The sequence below is a fragment of the Streptomyces xanthophaeus genome (assembly GCF_030440515.1).
In the GTDB taxonomy this organism is placed as follows: Bacteria; Actinomycetota; Actinomycetes; order Streptomycetales; family Streptomycetaceae; genus Streptomyces; species Streptomyces kutzneri.
In genome coordinates, this window is record NZ_CP076543.1 from 6,370,241 (window position 1) to 6,386,411 (window position 16,171).

16 protein-coding genes and 1 tRNA gene are annotated in these 16,171 nt (G+C 71.9%); 7 read left to right on the forward strand and 10 right to left on the reverse strand.

The genetic code is table 11. The annotated features are described in order from the left end of the window. Positions 1–10 precede the first annotated feature (10 nt). The 6 genes from KO717_RS28415 to KO717_RS28440 all read right to left on the reverse strand — a co-directional run bounded on the left by KO717_RS28415 (position 11) and on the right by KO717_RS28440 (position 3,926). Complete coding sequence (locus KO717_RS28415) at positions 11–1,060, reverse strand: phosphotransferase family protein (RefSeq protein WP_301372153.1); 1,050 nt, start codon at positions 1,058–1,060, stop codon at positions 11–13. A gap of 177 nt (positions 1,061–1,237) precedes the next feature. Beyond that, positions 1,238–2,149, reverse strand: coding sequence for an MBL fold metallo-hydrolase (locus KO717_RS28420; protein WP_301372154.1), 912 nt, complete (start codon positions 2,147–2,149; stop codon positions 1,238–1,240). Positions 2,150–2,299: 150 nt separating this feature from the next. Continuing rightward, positions 2,300–2,596, reverse strand: a complete 297-nt coding sequence (locus tag KO717_RS28425; protein WP_301372155.1) for a hypothetical protein — start codon at positions 2,594–2,596, stop codon at positions 2,300–2,302. Positions 2,597–2,682: 86 nt separating this feature from the next. Then, on the reverse strand, positions 2,683–3,000 hold the full coding sequence (locus tag KO717_RS28430; RefSeq protein ID WP_301372156.1) for a DUF202 domain-containing protein: 318 nt from the start codon (positions 2,998–3,000) through the stop codon (positions 2,683–2,685). Continuing rightward, positions 2,997–3,395: a YidH family protein gene (locus KO717_RS28435; protein WP_030012404.1), complete on the reverse strand. Its 399-nt coding sequence runs from the start codon at positions 3,393–3,395 to the stop codon at positions 2,997–2,999. The genes KO717_RS28430 and KO717_RS28435 overlap by 4 nt, the downstream gene beginning before the upstream one ends. 9 nt (positions 3,396–3,404) lie before the next feature. After that, positions 3,405–3,926, reverse strand: coding sequence for an NUDIX hydrolase (locus tag KO717_RS28440; protein ID WP_301372157.1), 522 nt, complete (start codon positions 3,924–3,926; stop codon positions 3,405–3,407). Positions 3,927–4,011: 85 nt separating this feature from the next. On the opposite strand from KO717_RS28440, the gene KO717_RS28445 reads away from it, so the two are divergent. Next, on the forward strand, positions 4,012–5,667 hold the full coding sequence (locus KO717_RS28445; protein ID WP_301372158.1) for an FAD-binding dehydrogenase: 1,656 nt from the start codon (positions 4,012–4,014) through the stop codon (positions 5,665–5,667). Between the two features lie 9 nt (positions 5,668–5,676). Here the strand turns inward: KO717_RS28445 and KO717_RS28450 are convergent, their stop codons facing one another. Then, positions 5,677–6,102, reverse strand: coding sequence for an ASCH domain-containing protein (locus tag KO717_RS28450; RefSeq protein ID WP_301372159.1), 426 nt, complete (start codon positions 6,100–6,102; stop codon positions 5,677–5,679). A 265-nt stretch (positions 6,103–6,367) separates the two neighbouring features. On the opposite strand from KO717_RS28450, the gene KO717_RS28455 reads away from it, so the two are divergent. The 3 genes from KO717_RS28455 to KO717_RS28465 all read left to right on the forward strand — a co-directional run bounded on the left by KO717_RS28455 (position 6,368) and on the right by KO717_RS28465 (position 10,678). Next, the gene (locus KO717_RS28455; protein WP_301372160.1) at positions 6,368–7,315 is read left to right on the forward strand and encodes a hypothetical protein; all 948 of its coding nucleotides are present in this window, start codon (positions 6,368–6,370) and stop codon (positions 7,313–7,315) included. A 123-nt stretch (positions 7,316–7,438) separates the two neighbouring features. Next, positions 7,439–9,010 (forward strand): APC family permease, encoded by a 1,572-nt coding sequence (locus tag KO717_RS28460; RefSeq protein ID WP_301372162.1) that lies wholly within the window; start codon positions 7,439–7,441, stop codon positions 9,008–9,010. A gap of 228 nt (positions 9,011–9,238) precedes the next feature. Further along, positions 9,239–10,678 (forward strand): amino acid permease, encoded by a 1,440-nt coding sequence (locus KO717_RS28465; RefSeq protein WP_437184661.1) that lies wholly within the window; start codon positions 9,239–9,241, stop codon positions 10,676–10,678. A 7-nt stretch (positions 10,679–10,685) separates the two neighbouring features. Here KO717_RS28465 and KO717_RS28470 read toward each other — a convergent pair whose 3' ends face one another. Together KO717_RS28470 and KO717_RS28475 are read right to left on the reverse strand one after the other, a co-directional pair. Next, on the reverse strand, positions 10,686–12,455 hold the full coding sequence (locus KO717_RS28470; RefSeq protein WP_301372164.1) for a SpoIIE family protein phosphatase: 1,770 nt from the start codon (positions 12,453–12,455) through the stop codon (positions 10,686–10,688). Positions 12,456–12,560: 105 nt separating this feature from the next. Then, on the reverse strand, positions 12,561–12,944 hold the full coding sequence (locus tag KO717_RS28475; protein ID WP_301372165.1) for a hypothetical protein: 384 nt from the start codon (positions 12,942–12,944) through the stop codon (positions 12,561–12,563). Positions 12,945–13,066: 122 nt separating this feature from the next. Here KO717_RS28475 and sigJ point away from each other — a divergent pair, with 122 nt between their 5' ends. Then, entirely contained in the window at positions 13,067–13,996 is a 930-nt protein-coding gene (sigJ, locus tag KO717_RS28480) for an RNA polymerase sigma factor SigJ (protein ID WP_301372167.1), read from the forward strand. Between the two features lie 125 nt (positions 13,997–14,121). Here the strand turns inward: sigJ and KO717_RS28485 are convergent. Then, a tRNA-Leu gene (locus tag KO717_RS28485) sits at positions 14,122–14,209 on the reverse strand. A 165-nt stretch (positions 14,210–14,374) separates the two neighbouring features. On the opposite strand from KO717_RS28485, the gene KO717_RS28490 reads away from it, so the two are divergent. Together KO717_RS28490 and KO717_RS28495 are read left to right on the forward strand one after the other, a co-directional pair. Then, entirely contained in the window at positions 14,375–15,700 is a 1,326-nt protein-coding gene (locus KO717_RS28490; RefSeq protein WP_266598360.1) for a M20/M25/M40 family metallo-hydrolase, read from the forward strand. 129 nt (positions 15,701–15,829) lie between these two features. Beyond that, on the forward strand, positions 15,830–16,063 hold the full coding sequence (locus tag KO717_RS28495; RefSeq protein ID WP_301372169.1) for a chaplin: 234 nt from the start codon (positions 15,830–15,832) through the stop codon (positions 16,061–16,063). Positions 16,064–16,171: the final 108 nt, after the last annotated feature.

The window sequence follows — 16,171 nt, forward strand, 5'->3', positions numbered from 1 at the left end:
GGTGAGTGCCTCAGCCTTCCTGGCGGTCCTGGAGAGTGGTCAGTCCGTGCTCGATGAAGACCGGGACCAGCTCGCCGATCCGGTCGAAGCCCGCCCCGACGGTCTGCCCCAGCGTGTAGCGGTAGTGGATGCCCTCGAGGATCACGGCGAGCTTGAACCAGGCGAAGGCCGTGTACCAGGCGATGGCCCCGGTGTCCCGGCCCGAGCGGGCGGCGTACCGCTCGACGAGCTCGGCCGGCGTCGGATGGCCCGGCGCCCCGCTCGTCGTGCTGACCGGCGATCCGGTCAGGCCCAGGTCCGAGCTGTACATCACCAGCAGCCCGAGGTCGGTCAGCGGATCCCCGAGCGTGGACATCTCCCAGTCCAGCACCGCCCGGACGGTGTCGGTGCCGGACGGGGATCCGCCGATCAGGACGTTGTCGAGCCGGAAGTCCCCGTGCACCACGGTCGGGGCGGGGGAGACGGGCAGTTCGCGGCCGAGCGCGCCGTGCAGCTCGTCGATCCCGGCGAGCTCCCGGCCCCGGGAGGCCGCGAGCTGCTTGCCCCAGCGGCGCAGCTGCCGGTCCAGGAAGCCCTCGGGCCGGCCGAAGTCGCCCAGGCCCACCGCTTCCGGGTCCACCGCGTGCAGGTCGACCAGGGTGTCCACCAGGCCCAGTACCGCCCGCCGGGTCCGCTCCGGGCCGATCGCGGCGAGCTGCTCGGCTGTCCGGTACGGGACCCCGTCCACGAACTCCATGACGTAGAACGGCGCCCCGAGCACGGTCTCGTCCTCGCACAGCAGCAGCGGCTCGGGCACCGGCACGGCCGTGCCGTGCAGCGCCTCGATGACCCGGTGTTCGCGCCGCATGTCGTGCGCGGTGGCCAGGACGTGGCCCAGCGGCGGCCGGCGGACCACCCAGCGGGCGGTCCCGTCGGTGATCTCGTAGGTGAGATTCGAACGGCCGCCCTCGATGAGCCGGCCGCGCAGCGCCCCGGCCACGAGTCCCGGCCGGGCCCGGTCGAGATGACCGCGCAGCCGCTCCAGATCCAGGCCGCGCGGGTCGGCCGGGGCTGAGGTCATGGTGCGCACCTCCGTGCGATTCAACGGGACGAGGGGAAGAACGGCGGTGCGTCGGAGCACCGTCGCGAGCCATCATGCCGACCAGTCGGTATGTCGTCCAGGGTCCGGGCGGAAAGAAAACTCTCCGCCCGGCGGGATCCGGCGGGATCCGGCCGGATCCCGTGGTCTCCGGCGACGTCAGGCGTGGCAGAGGATCGGTGTTCCGCCGTTCATCACGGTCATGTCCGTCAAGACCGCCAGGATGTCCAGCGGCGCGCCCTCCGGCCGGCCGGCCAGCTCCGCGTACGCCCGGTGCACGTTCGCCACCAGCCGCTCGCTCTCCCGCCAGGAGCCGAACTCGCCGAGATCGGCCTGCTGGGCCACCTCCAGCGGGGACAGCCCCTTCGCCCGGCCCTCCCGGGCGAGCTCGTCCACGTACCGCAGGTAGCGCTCGGTCGAGTCGTAGGCCGAAGGGTCGGTCAGGGGTCCGTGGCCCGGTACGACGGTCTCCGCGTCCAGCGAACGCAGCAGCTCCAGCGCCCGCAGCGAGCCGGCGAGGGAGCCCATCGCCAGGAACGGCGTCCCCCCGGCGAAGACCAGGTCGCCGGTGAACACCACCCGCTGCCCGGGCAGCCATACGACCGAGTCCCCGGTGGTGTGCGCGACACCAGGGTGGATGACCCGCACCTCCGTCGCGCCGACGTGCAGGGTCGCCCGGTCGCTGTAGGTGAGGTCGGGCGGGACGATGTCGATTGCGCCGAAGTCCGTGGCGGGCCAGATCAGCTCCAGCTGGTGCCCGGCCGCGAGCTGCTCGGACCGTGCGTTGTCGTGCCCGAGGATCAGCGCCTCGGGGGCGAAGACGCCGTTTCCGTACGTGTGGTCGCCGTGGTGGTGGGTGTTGACCACGGTGCGGGGGAGCGGTGCCCCGGCCGCCACGACCGCGGCGCGCAGGGCCAGGGCCCGGCGCTCGGTGGCGGCCGTGTCCACGAGCAGGGTCCGGCCCCCGTCGGTCACGAATCCGGCGTTGTTGAGGCACCAGCCGCCGTCCGGCTGGACGTAGGCGTACACCCCAGGTGCGGGCTGGACGAGGTAAGGCTCTTCGACGGACATCTGCGCTCTCCCCGGGTCGCTTCGACGAACGGTCGGCATCCTGCCAGCCGTTGCCGCGCCGGGGGAGAGCGGGTACCGCTGCCGGCCGGATCTTCGGCCGGTGGCCCGGCCGGTGATCCGGTCAAGTGGTCAGGCCGGTCGTCAGGTCGGTCAGTGGTCGTCGTAGTGCCCGTCGTGCGCCGCGTGCCGGTGCCCGTCGTGCAGGTAGTCCACGTGATCGCCGTGCCGGACCGTCTCGTGCCCGCAGTCCGCGCCGTGCGCGTGCGCGTGGCCGTCGTGCGTGGTGTGCCCGCTGGCCTCGCACTCGTCCCAGTGCCCCGAGTGTTCCCGGTGCAGATGGCCGTCGTGCGCGTAGTCGACGTGGTCGCCGTGCGCGACCGCCTGGTGCCCGCAGTCCGTGCCGTGCGTGTGCTGGTGCGTGGGGTGTTCGTGGTGCAGGGTCGTCATGGCGCCGAGGTTAGTGTGGATTGCCGGGTATCGCCCGTTGTGTCGCAGTGGCGCGGCGAAGCGCGATCATCACACCGGCCGGCGGCTCAGAGGATCACCGTCATCGCGAAGACCGCCAGCGCCACCGTGCACGCCACCACCGCCAGGGCCGCCTGCGGCGCGAGCTCCCGCGGCCGGCCGGCCGCCAGCGTCCGGATCCGCCGGTGGGCCACCCACAGGAACGCCAGCCAGATCAGCGCGATGGCCGCCGCCCCGGCCACCTCCACCGGCGCGCCCGTCCCGCGCAATGCCTGCCGCAGCGCCAGTACCGCCACCACCGAGCAGGCCAGCGTCGTACGCCGCCACGCGAGCCGGGTCCGCTCGGGCTGCAGCCCGGCATCGCGGTCCGTGCCCGAGGTGCTCACCGCCCCGTCGTCCAGCCCAGCAGCACGACCACCACCATCGTCACCGCCACCAGCCCCACGCCCAGGCTCAGCAGCACCGGGAAGCGTGACAGCGGCAGGTCCTCGCCCCGCCGCATCGCCCGCTCGCACCGCACCCAGTGGTTCACCGCCCGCAGCGCACACGCCGCGCCCACCGCGAGCAGCGTGAAGGCCATCCCGACCCGCACCCCCCAGCGCAGGTCCGGCAGGAACTGGTCGACGGCGAAGCCGCCGCCCACCAGGGCCAGCGAGGTCCGGATCCAGGCGAGGAAGGTCCGTTCGTTGGCCAGCGAGAAGCGGTAGTCCGGGGTCTCGCCCTCGTCCCTCAGCCGCGAGGGTGCGAACCAGAGGCGCACGTCCTTGACGAAGTCGATCACCCGATCAATCTACAAGCGGGATTCCGGATGTGCGCGCAGCCGCCGGTACGCCTCCAGCCCGTCCGGCACCCAGGCCCACTCCCCGCCGTCCACCCGCCGGTCGAGCTCCTCCTGGGTGAGGTACGTGTGCCAGTCGACCTCCGAGACCTGCGGGGCCACGGGCAGCTCGCACCGCACCTCGTGCACGTACGACCACCAGGCCCCGCCCGGACCCTCGTACAGGAACTTGAACAGCGGCGTCGGCTGCGCCAGCCCCCGCACCCCCAGCTCCTCCTCGGCCTCGCGCAGCGCGGCCTGCCCGTAGCTCTCGCCGGCGCCCAGCACCCCGCCCACGAACATGTCGTAGTGCGAGGGGAAGACCAGTTTCGAGGCGGTCCGCCGGTGTACGAAGATCCGCCCTTCCGCATCCCTGGCCTGCACGAACACACAGCGGTGGAGCAGCCCGCGGGCGTACACCTCGCCCCGCGGGGCCTGTCCGACGACCCGGTCGTCCCGGTCCACCACGTCCAGCACTTCGTCAGCGGCACTCATACAGGTCATCCAATCACCGCTGTTGACTGGTTACCGCTCCGTAGCCAAGGATCTGCCCCACCATCGACGGAGGACGGGTAACCGCATGACGTACGACGCAGACGTGATCGTGATCGGAGCCGGGCTCGCGGGGCTCGTGGCCACCGCGGAGCTCGTCGACGCGGGCCGCAAGGTCATCCTGCTCGACCAGGAGCCGGAGCGGTCGATCGGCGGTCAGGCGCACTGGTCCTTCGGCGGACTGTTCTTCGTGGACTCGCCCGAACAGCGCCGGATGCGGATCAAGGACAGTCACGCCCTCGCCCTCCAGGACTGGCTGGGCACCGCCGGATTCGACCGCGAGGAGGACGCCTGGCCGCGCCGCTGGGCCGAGGCCTACGTCGACTTCGCGGCCGGCGAGAAGCGCTCCTGGCTGCACGCCCAGGGCGTCCGTTTCTTCCCGGTGGTCGGCTGGGCGGAGCGCGGCGGCTACGACGCCAACGGGCACGGGAACTCCGTACCCCGCTTCCACATCACCTGGGGCACCGGCCCCGGCCTGGTGGAGCCCTTCGAGCGGCGGGTGCGGGCCGGCGTGGCCCGCGGCCTGGTCCGGTTCGCGTTCCGCCACCGGGTCACCGGGCTCTCCGCCACCGCCGGCGCGGTGGACACCGTGACGGGCGAGATCCTGGAACCCTCCGACGCCGTACGGGGCTCCGCCAGCAGCCGCGAGGCCACCGGTACCTTCACCCTGAGGGCCCAGGCCGTGATCGTCACCAGCGGCGGCATCGGCGGCAACCACGACCTCGTGCGCGCGCAGTGGCCCGCCCGGCTCGGCACCCCGCCGCAGCGGATGCTCTCCGGGGTCCCGGCGCACGTCGACGGTCTGATGCTCGGCATCGCGGAGCGGGCGGGCGCCAGCCACATCAACAAGGACCGGATGTGGCACTACACGGAGGGCATCCAGAACTGGGACCCGATCTGGGCCCGGCACGGCATCCGCATCCTGCCCGGCCCCTCCCCGCTGTGGCTGGACGCGACGGGCAAGCGGCTGCCCGTGCCGCTCTTCCCGGGCTTCGACACCCTCGGCACCCTCGACCACATCATGAAGACCGGCCACGACCACACCTGGTTCGTGCTCAACGAGCGCATCATCGGCAAGGAGTTCGCCCTCTCCGGCTCCGAGCAGAACCCGGACCTGACCGGGAAGTCGGTGCGCGACGTCTTCACCCGCGCGCGCCAGGCCGTACCGGCCCCGGTGCGGGCCTTCATGGACAACGGCGCCGACTTCGTCGTCGAGCGGGACCTGTCCGCCCTGGTCCGCGGGATGAACGCGGTCACCAAGGAGGACCTCCTCGACGAGGCCACCGTCCGGGGCGAGATCGTGGCCCGAGACCGGGAGATCGCCAACCCCTTCACCAAGGACCTGCAGGTCACCGCCATCCACGGTGCCCGCAGATACCTCGGCGACAAGCTGATCCGCACGGCCGCCCCGCACCGGATCCTGGACCCCAAGGCCGGGCCGCTGATCGCGGTACGGCTGTCGATCCTGACCCGCAAGTCCCTCGGCGGCCTGGAGACCGACCTCTCCTCACGCGTGCTGACCGCGTCCGGCGAACCGCTGCCGGGCGTCTACGCGGCGGGCGAGGCGGCCGGATTCGGCGGTGGCGGGGTGCACGGGTACCGGGCCCTGGAGGGCACCTTCCTCGGCGGGTGCATCTTCTCGGGCCGGGCGGCGGGCCGCGCCGCGGCCCGGGCCGTCGGCTGACGGGCCCGGTCAGGCCAGCCGTTCGGTGACCCGGAACCGCTCCGCGATGACGAGGGTGTCGTCGTCGACCGTGAACCCCGGGTCACCGATCACTGCGCGCACCGGCTCGCTGTGCCAGAACTCCTCGTGTGCCGTACGCCATTCGGCCACCGACGTGTAGCCCTCGCCCTCGTCGAGCGCGTGCGGCAGCCCGACGTCCCCGAGCCGCAGCACCTCCACGGCGGTCACCTCCACCACCGCCACCCCGCGCTCCGCGGAATCCACCAGCAGGGAGCGGGCGCCGGGCTGCGGCAGCGGCTCGTCCTCGGCCTCGTACTCCGCGAGCAGGCCGGTGGTGCTGGTCTTCGCCCCGCTCAGTACGGCCGCGACGAGCTGGTCGCGCAGCGGACCGGGGAACCCCAGCAGATACGGGGGAAGATCGTCGTAGGTGGTCATGCGGCCACCCTACGAGATGGCGCGGACACCCACAGATCCGGCCAGTCCGCCTCAACTCGTACCACCATCAGAGCAGTTGAAACCCGCCACGCAGTGGACTGGACCTTGACGCGGAGCTGGGCGTACCGCTTTGCTGTGCGTGATCACCGACGCGCTCACCGTCGCGATCCCCCGAACCACCCGGCCGAAGCCCTCGCGTGCGCCTTGCGCGGGTATCCGGCCACCGCACCCCTCGTCCGCCCGCGTCCTGGAGGGAAACCCGCGGATGTCCCCGCCTCCGCCGCCCCTCGGCCGCGCCCGCAAGCGGGAGGCCCAGCTCTTCGACCCGGCCCTGTGCGATGCCGAACTCGTCGACGTACGCTCCCAGTTCACCCAGGGCCGGTGGACCCGGGCGCGTTCCCTCCTCGTCGGGACCGGCGACGACTGGGACCGCCGCGGCCACCGCGTCGTCGTCCTCGCGCAGACCCCGGCGGCCTCCGCCTGGGCCCGTGAGTGGCTGCTCGCCGAACCGGAGAGCGCCGAGGCCGCCACCCTGCTCGCCTGCGCCGCCGTCTTCACCGCCCTGCGCCAGAAGGGCACCCCGGCCGCGGCCGAGGAGGCCTGCCGCCGTGCCGCCGCCCTGCACCCGGCGGACCCGACGCCCTGGCTCGGGCTGCTCCTCCTCTCCCGCGCCTTCGGCAGCGAGGAGGAGTTCAGCCGCCACTTCGACCAGGTCCGGGCCCGCCACCGCGAGCACCACCACGCCCATCACCTGATGGTCGCCAGACTGGCCGAACGCACGCTCGGCTCCGGCCAGGACCCGCTCCACGAGGTCTACGACTTCGCGTCCTGGGCCGCCGAGGAGTCCCCGGCCGACTCCCCGCTCGCCGTGCTCCCCGTCGTCGCGCACGCCGAGCGGTACCGGGTGCTGGCCGCCACGCACGGGCACTCGCCCGAATCGGCCGCCGCCCACTGGGCGGGCCGCCGCGCCCGCCAGGTGCTGCGCTCGGCCTTCGACTGGTGGCTGGAGTGGGAGCGCGAGGACCACCCCCGCAACCGTGTCGACCTCAACTTCCTCGCCCACGCCAAACTCTGCGAGGGCCGCCCCGCCGAGGCCGCCGCCCTCTTCCACCGCATCGGCAGCCATGCCACCCGCGCCCCCTGGTCCTATCCGGACCGGGACCCGCAGAAGGCCTTCCTCGCCGCCCGCGGCGTCGCACTCGGCACCGCCTGACCGCACTGCCTGACCGACCGCACGCGCGACCGCGCCGCCCGACCGCACCGCCCGCGGACGCCCCGAAGACGCCCCCCCCAAGTGCCCATCCCCCGAGCACCACGCCCCCGAAAGGACGCCGCCATGCCGACGGGCAGATCCTCCACGCTCCAAGACCCGGCCGAGATCCCTACGTACAAGGGCCAGGACCGGGCCCTGCGCGCCGACCGCCTCGGCACGGCAGGACTGCTCCTGTCCGTGCTCGCCGCCAGCGCGCCCCTGATGGTCGTCGCCGGTGTCATGCCCACGACCTTCGGAGTCATGGGCATCGTCGGCCAGCCCCTGCTCTTCGTCATCCTCGGCGCCGTCCTCGCGCTCTTCAGCGTCGGCTACGCCGAGATGAGCCGCCACGTCCACAACGCCGGCGCCTTCTACGCGTACATCGCCCGCGGCCTCGGCCCCACCGCCGGCGCGGGCGCGTCCCTCGTCGCCCTCGTCGCGTACAGCGCCATGCAGGTCGGTGTCTTCGGCATCCTCGGCTTCGAGATATCCGGGCTCTTCGCCACCTACCTGGACACCGAACTCTCCTGGTGGATACCGGCCCTGCTCGCCGTCGCCGTCACCGGCGCACTCGGCTGGCTCAAGATCGACCTCAACGCGAAGGTCCTCGGGGTCCTCCTCCTCGTCGAGTGCGTCCTCGTCGTCGTCTTCGATATCGCTGCCATCGGCAAGCCGGGCGCCGAAGGCCTCTCGCTCCACGCCTTCAACCCCGAGACCCTCGGCGGAGCCGGCTTCGGCACCGCGCTCTGCTTCTGCATCGCCGCCTTCGTCGGCTTCGAGCAGTCCCCGGTCTACGCCGAGGAGACCAGCAAGCCGCACATCGTCGTCTCCCGCGTGATGTTCCTCGCCGTCGGCTTCGTCGCCCTCTTCTTCGCCGTCAGCGCCTGGGCCCTCACCGTCGCCACGGGCCCCTCCGAGGTCGTCAAGACCTCCGCCGAGGCCGGCCCCACCCTGCTCTTCCAGCTCACCGAGAGCCGCCTGGGCACCACCTTCACCGACGTCCTGCACGTCCTCTTCGTGACCGGCATGTTCGCGGCCATGCTCAGCTTCCACAACGTGGTCGCCCGCTACGCCTTCGCCATGGGCCGCGAGGGCCTGCTCCCGGCCACCTTCGGCCGCACCAACGCCGGCACCGGCGCCCCCGCCACCGGCTCCCTGCTGCAGACCGGCATCGCCGCCCTCGTCGTGATCGCCTTCGCGCTCACCGAGGACAAGGCCCCCGCCGACCCCGCCCTCGCCGTGCAGCCGCCCGACCCCACCACCCCCGTACTGCACCTGTTCACCTGGATGGGCAGCGTCGGCGCCCTCGGCGTGACCCTGCTCATGGCCGCCGCCTCCTTCGCCGTCATCGCCTTCTTCGTCCGCCGCGGCACCGCCGGCGCCCAGGTCTGGCGCCTCGTCGCGGCCGGCACCGCCGGCCTCGCCCTGCTCGCCATCGCCGTCTACACCGTCAAGGACTTCGGCGTCCTGGTCGGCGCCGAGAAGGGCTCCGCGCTCAGCTGGGCGCTGCCCGGCATCATCGGCGCCGCCGTCGTGATCGGCCTGGTCTACGGAGCCGTGCTGCGCCGCAGCCGCCCCGAGGTGCACGCCCGTATCGGCCTCGGGAACGAAGCCTTCCGCCTCGACCAGGCGGCTGAGGGCACCCCGGGCGACTGACCTCACGTCCTCGCTTTCCAGCCTCTACGAAGCCCCCGGCACCCGTTTCCATGGTCGTCGGGGGCTTCGGCGTGCAGGGGGTGCTTTTGGAGGGGAGTGGAGCCTCATGGTCTCCTGTTGCGACCAAACCACCCGGATCGCAGCACAGGGGACACCACCCAGCTCCCCTGCGCGGTGGTCGGGGCCTGCCTTGTCCCATCCACGAAGGCGAAGTCCTACATGAGTGACCTGAGTGACCGCACCTTGACCGAGGCACCCGCCCCGGCGCCGACCCGCCATGTCGACGCCGGCGACGAGGGGTACAGCAAGGACCTCAAGTCCCGCCACATCAACATGATCGCGATCGGCGGGGCCATAGGCACCGGCCTCTTCCTCGGCGCGGGCGGCCGCCTCGCGGGCGCCGGCCCCTCCCTGGCGATCGCCTACGCGGTGTGCGGAATCTTCGCCTTCTTCGTCGTCCGGGCGCTCGGCGAGCTCGTCCTCTACCGCCCCTCCTCCGGCGCCTTCGTCTCCTACGCCCGTGAGTTCATGGGGGAGAAGGGCGCCTACACGGCGGGCTGGCTGTACTTCCTGAACTGGTCCACGACCACCGTCGCCGACATCACGGCCGCCGCGACCTACGCCCACTTCTGGTCGCTGTTCACCGACGTCCCCCAGTGGGTCCTCGCCTTCATCGCCCTCGCCATCGTGCTCACCGCCAACCTGATCTCGGTGAAGTACTTCGGCGAGATGGAGTTCTGGTTCTCGCTCGTCAAGGTCGCCGCGCTCGTCGTCTTCCTGATCGTCGGCATCTGGCTCGTCGCCACCAGCCACGACATCGGCGGCAGCACCCCGGGCCTCGCCAACATCACCGACAACGGCGGCCTCTTCCCCTCCGGCGTCCTCCCGATGCTCCTGGTGATCCAGGGCGTCGTCTTCGCGTACGCCTCCGTCGAGCTCTGCGGAGTCGCCGCCGGCGAGACCGAGAACCCCGAGAAGATCATGCCGAAGGCGATCAACTCGATCATGTGGCGCGTGGGCCTCTTCTACGTCGGCTCGGTCGTCCTCCTGGCCCTCCTGCTGCCCTACACCGCCTACAGCTCCGACCAGAGCCCCTTCGTCACCGTCTTCGACAAGCTCGGCGTCCCCGGCGCCGCGGGCATCATGAACCTCGTCGTCCTGACGGCCGCCCTCTCCAGCCTGAACTCCGGCCTCTACTCCACCGGCCGCATCCTGCGCTCGATGTCCCTGTCGGGCTCCGCACCGAAGTTCACCGGCGTCATGAACAAGGGCAAGGTCCCCTACGGCGGCGTCCTGTTCACCGCCGCGTTCGGTCTCGCGGGCGTCGGGCTGAACGCCTTCATGCCGAAGGACGCCTTCGAGCTCGTCCTGAACTTCGCCTCGCTGGGCATCCTCGGCACCTGGGCCATGGTCATGATCTGCTCGCTGTTCTTCTGGCGCCGCTCCCGGGAGGGCCTCGTGGAGCGCCCCTCGTACCGCCTGCCCTGGGCTCCGTACACCCAGATCGTCACCCTGGTCTTCCTGCTCGCCGTGCTGGTGCTGATGTGGTGCGACGGCGGCGTCGGCCGCACCACGGTCCTGTTCGTCCCGGTCATCGGCGCCGCCCTGGTCGGCGGCTGGTACCTGGTCCGCGGCCGCGTGGCCGAACTCGCCACCACCCGCCGCTGACCCCGGCCTAAGGTCCTGGCCGTCCGGTGGTGCGGGCGGCCAGGACCGTCACGTCGTCCTCCGCGTCGGTGACCCGCAGCGCCGCCAGCACGGTGTCGATGACCTCGTTCAGGGCCCCGTCCACCAGCAGCGGAATGCCGGTCAGCCGTCGCAGCGAGGCGTCGATGTCCTCGCCCCGGCGCTCGACCAGGCCGTCGGTGAACATCATCAGGACACAGCCCGGCCGCAGGACGAAGGACGCGGCCTCGTACCGGCCGTAGCCCGTGCCGAGCGGCGGGCCCACCGGGACGGGTGCCAGGAACGGACCCTGCCCGCGGCCGATGACCATGGCGGGCAGGTGCCCGGCGCTCGCGTGGACGCAGGTCCCGGCCGCATGGTCGACCAGGACGAGCAGGCAGGTCGCGACCCGGTCCAGGCCGCCCGCGAAGACCACATGGTCCGCCTCGCACAGGATGTCCGCCGGCGGATGCCCGGACGCGGCCAGCGCGCGGACGAGGGAGCGGTAGTGGCTCATGGCGACCGCCGCCTCCACCCCGTGGCCCATCACATCGCCCATCACCAGCAGGGTCCGGCCACCGGGCAGCGCCAGGCAGTCGAACCAGTCCCCGCCCACCAGGACACCCGTGCCGGAGGGCAGGTAGCGGGAGGCCACTTCGAGATCGCCGTGCGGGAAGGTGGGCTCGGACAGCAGCGCCTGCTGCAGTTCCAGCGCCATCCCCTGCTCCCGGGCGAACCGCTCCGCCTTCGCGAGGCTGGCGGCCGCCCGCTCGGCCAGCGTCCGGGCCACGACGACGTCCTCGCGCCCGAAGGCCGGCGAGTCCCCGGCACGCACCAGGGTGAGGGTGCCGATCGGCCGGTCCTGGGCGATCAGGGGGACCACGACACCCGAGTGGATGCCCGCATCCCGGTACGCGGAGACCCGGTCCGCGCTCGGCGCCGCCCGGCTGAAGGCCTCGTCGGAGGAGAAGTTGCCCAGCCACGGCTCGCCGCTCTCCAGGCACTGCCTGACCGCCGAACCGGGCTGGTAGTCCACGTACTCCCCGGCCGCGCCGAGCGCCCGCACCCGCGGCGAGAGCTCCCGTACCGAGGCCACCGCGACCCGCCGCAGTCGCAGGGCCCCGCCGTCGGGCAGCTCCCCGCCCGGCCCCTCCCGCGGGATGAGCTCCACGCTCGCCGCGTCGGCCAGCCCGGGCACCAGGAACTCGGTCAGCTCACGACACGTGGTGTCCAGATCGAGGGTGGTGCCGACCCGCACCGCGGCGGTGTCCAGCAGCAGGAGGCGCCGGTTGGTGCGCGACAGCTCCCGCTGCCGCTCCCTGGGGGCGCTGACCTCCAGGCCGATGCCCGCCAGCCCCAGCACCCGCCCGTCCTCCTCCAGCCGGTGGTAGGTCCCCCGCCACACCCGCGACTCGTACGGGGAATCGGCCAGCGTGCGGCCCTCCAGGACCAGCTCCCGGGGTTCGCCGTCCCGCAGCACCTCGTGCAGCACCTCGTCGGGTCGCTCGACGTCCGGCAGCACCTCGTTCAGCGTCCGCCCCAGCAGCGCCTCGGCGGGCAGGCCGTTCATGACGGCCATGTGCGGGCTGACGTACAGGTAGCGCAGGTCGGTGTCGAGCAGGGCGATCCCCGCCCGGGCCCCGTCGAGGACCTGCCGCAGCAGCCGGTACTCGCGCACCAGCCGGTCCACATCGGACGGATCACCCGCCAGGGCGGCGGCGACCACCTCGTCCGCGTCCTCGCCGAACAGCGGACGCGGGCCGGCACCCTCAGCCCACATCACGGGACCTCCATCAGCCGGTCTGCCCCTCCGATGTGGTCCCAACATAGCAAAATGGCAGGTCAGAGCGGCATTGCGTCGCTCTGACCTGCCCTGTTGCGCCGATCAGGACCGGCGGGCCGACGGTCTGCGGCTCAGCGCCAGCAGGCTCAGGGCAAACATCAGGACACCCAGGGGGACATGGACCGACGGCACGCGCGCGATGCCCAGGACCACCTGCACCGAGGCCAGGACCAGGAAGCCCGACGAGTAGAGGATGGGCCGGGGCGACCCGCCGCCCGGCCGCCACGCCAGCACCGCGGCGATCACGTACAGCATCGTCGCCCCGTACATCACGCGCGCTCCGATGCCGTGCAGCAGCTCGCCGTGGGCCGAGGACAGCAGCACCCCGGCGGTGGCCGCCTGGAAGAAGATGGCCAAGGTCTGCAGGGCGACGGTGACCTGCAGGAAAGTGAAGGTACGCGGCTTCTCCGTGGTCAGTGTGGCCATGGTGACGGTCCCCTCTTCTGCCTCACGGCGTAGATCGATATGGTCTCGGTAGTCCGACGACGTGGGCCCGCCAAATGTGAGGCGAGGCACCGAGAGGCGGGCCAGGGGGAGCAGTCGTGAGCATGGGTACGTCGTCCGATCCGCACCTGGACGTGATCGTCGGAGAGCGGGGACACCTCACCAACCTCGCCTACCGGCTGCTCGGTTCGCTGTCCGAGGCCGAGGACGCGGTACAGGAGACCTACGCGCGCTGGTACGCGATGCCGAGGCAGAAGCAGGAAGCCGTCGAGTCGCCCGGCGCCTGGCTGACGACGGTCGCCGGCCGCATCTGCCTGGACCTGCTCGGCTCGGCACGGGCACGCCGCGAGCGCTACGTCGGCGAATGGGTCCCCGAGCCGCTGCCCGACCGCGCGCAGTGGATCGGCGGGCCGGCGGGCGGCGGGGCCGGGCCGGTCGACCCGGCCGACCGGGTCACCCTGGACGAGTCGGTCAACATGGCCTTCCTCGTCGTACTGGAGTCGATGACCCCGGCCGAACGCGTCGCCTTCATCCTCCACGACGTCTTCCGCTACCCCTTCGCCGAGATAGCCGAGATCGTCGGCCGGACGCCGGCGGCCTGCCGGCAGCTGGCGACGTCGGCCCGCCGACGGGTGAGCGCCGCGCAGGTCCCGACCGCCCCGACGGCCGGACAGGCCCCGCTGGTGCGGAACTTCAAGGAGGCGTGGGAGGCCCGGGACATCAAGGCCCTCGTCGGTCTGCTGGCCCCCGACGCCGCGATGATCGCCGACGGCGGCGGACTGGTCGGCGCAGCCCTGCGTCCGATCGAGGGCAGCGCGCGCATCGCCGAGTACCTGATCCAGATCGCCGACAGGGCTCCCGGACTGGAGCTCCTGGAACGCTCGGTCAACGGCCGGCCCGGCCTGGTCGCCCAGCACACCGGGGTCACCGTGACCGTGGCCGCGTTCGAGCTCGCCGGCGATCGTGTCACCCGCATCTGGGCGGTCCGCAATCCGGAGAAGCTCCGCCCCTGGGTGGAGGACGTACAGGGCTGACCCCGCGCGCCCCCGGTGACCGGCGCTCCCGGCACCACGGGGGCGCCACGCGCCGCGGGACGACGAAAGAGCCGGTCAGTGCGACTTCACGTCGCTCTGACCGGCTCTTCCTGGTCGTTTGACCATGGTGTCCGAGGGGGGACTTGAACCCCCACGCCCGATAAAGGGCACTAGCACCTCAAGCTAGCGCGTCTGCCATTCCGCCACCCGGACAAGGTGTCTGTCTCGCGTCCCTCGCGGGCCGTTCCGACGTGGAAAACATTACCAAACATTCCGGGGTCCTCGATCACACCCCCCGACGACCGGGGATCGCCCTTGGGGAGAACGGCCCGGAGCGGGAGGATGGGGGTTCGGTACTGATCAGTGGGAGGAAGCAGCGTGAGCGAGTCGAGCACGGGCAGGACCGTCTCCGGTGAGGACGAGGTGGTCGACCTCTGCCGGGACCTCATCCGGATCGACACCAGCAACTACGGGGACCACTCGGGCCCCGGGGAGCGCAAGGCGGCGGAATGGGTCGCCGAGAAGCTCGCCGAGGTCGGGCTGGAGCCGCAGATCTTCGAATCGCACAAGGGGCGCGCCTCGACCGTGGCGCGGATCGAGGGGGAGGACCCCTCGCGGCCGGCGCTGCTGATCCACGGGCACACCGACGTGGTTCCGGCCAACGCCGCCGACTGGACGTACGACCCCTTCGCGGGCGAGATCGCCGACGGCTGCCTGTGGGGCCGCGGCGCCGTCGACATGAAGGACATGGACGCGATGACGCTGGCCGTCGTACGCGACCGGATGCGCAGCGGCCGCAAGCCCCCGCGGGACATCGTGCTGGCCTTCCTCGCCGACGAGGAGGCGGGCGGCATCTACGGGGCCCGGCACCTCGTCGACAAGCACCCCGGCCTGTTCGAGGGCGTCACCGAGGCCATCGGCGAGGTCGGCGGCTTCTCCTTCACGGTCAACGAGAACCTGCGGCTCTACCTCGTGGAGACCGCCCAGAAGGGCATGCACTGGATGCGGCTCACGGTGGAGGGCACCGCGGGCCACGGATCCATGACCAACAGCGACAACGCCATCACGGAGCTGTGCGAGGCCGTGGGCAGGCTCGGCCGCCACCAGTGGCCGGTCCGCGTGACCAAGACGGTGCGCAGCTTCCTGGACGAGCTCTCGGACGCGCTCGGGACCCCCCTGGACCCGGACAACATGGACGCGACGCTCGCCAAGCTCGGCGGCATCGCCAAGATGGTCGGCGCGACCCTGCGCAACTCGGCCGCCCCGACGATGCTCGGCGCCGGCTACAAGGTCAACGTCATCCCCGGCCAGGCGACGGCCCACGTCGACGGCCGTTTCCTGCCGGGCTACGAGGACGAGTTCTTCGCCGACCTGGACCGGATCCTCGGCCCGCGCGTGAAGCGGGAGGACGTGCACGGCGACAAGGCGCTGGAGACGGACTTCGACGGCAGGCTGGTGGACGCCATGCAGGGCGCCCTGAAGGCCGAGGACCCGATCGCGCGGGCGGTCCCGTACATGCTCTCGGGCGGTACGGACGCCAAGTCCTTCGACGACCTCGGCATCCGCTGCTTCGGCTTCGCGCCGCTGCAGCTGCCGCCGGAGCTGGACTTCGCCGGGATGTTCCACGGTGTGGACGAGCGGGTGCCGGTCGACGGACTGAAGTTCGGCGTGCGGGTGCTCGACCGGTTCATCGACAACGCCTGAGATTCGAGAAGGTGTGCGCATTCCACTGAGAAGAGTGAATGCACTCATACGCTCGTAGCCCCGGTGATCCCTCCTCGTTACAGGTGTTGCGGTCCGCGGCTGGGACCGCATTGCCAACTAGGAGGAACAATGATCAAGAAGGTTGTCGCCGCTGCGGCTGCCACCGGTGGCCTGGTTCTCGCGGGTGCGGGTCTGGCCCACGCCGATGCGGGTGCGCAGGGTGCGGCCATCGGCTCGCCCGGTGTCCTGTCCGGCAACGTGCTGCAGGTTCCCGTCCACATCCCCGTGAACGTCTGCGGTAACTCGGTTTCCGTGATCGGCCTGCTGAACCCGGCCTTCGGCAACACCTGCGTCAACGCCTGACGCGTCTGAAGTCTTCGGCCCCGGAGCGCATCCCAGCGCTCCGGGGCCACCGGGCTTTCCGGCCCGGATCCTTCTCACTTCCGGCGTACCGGGCAGGGGAGCCAGGTG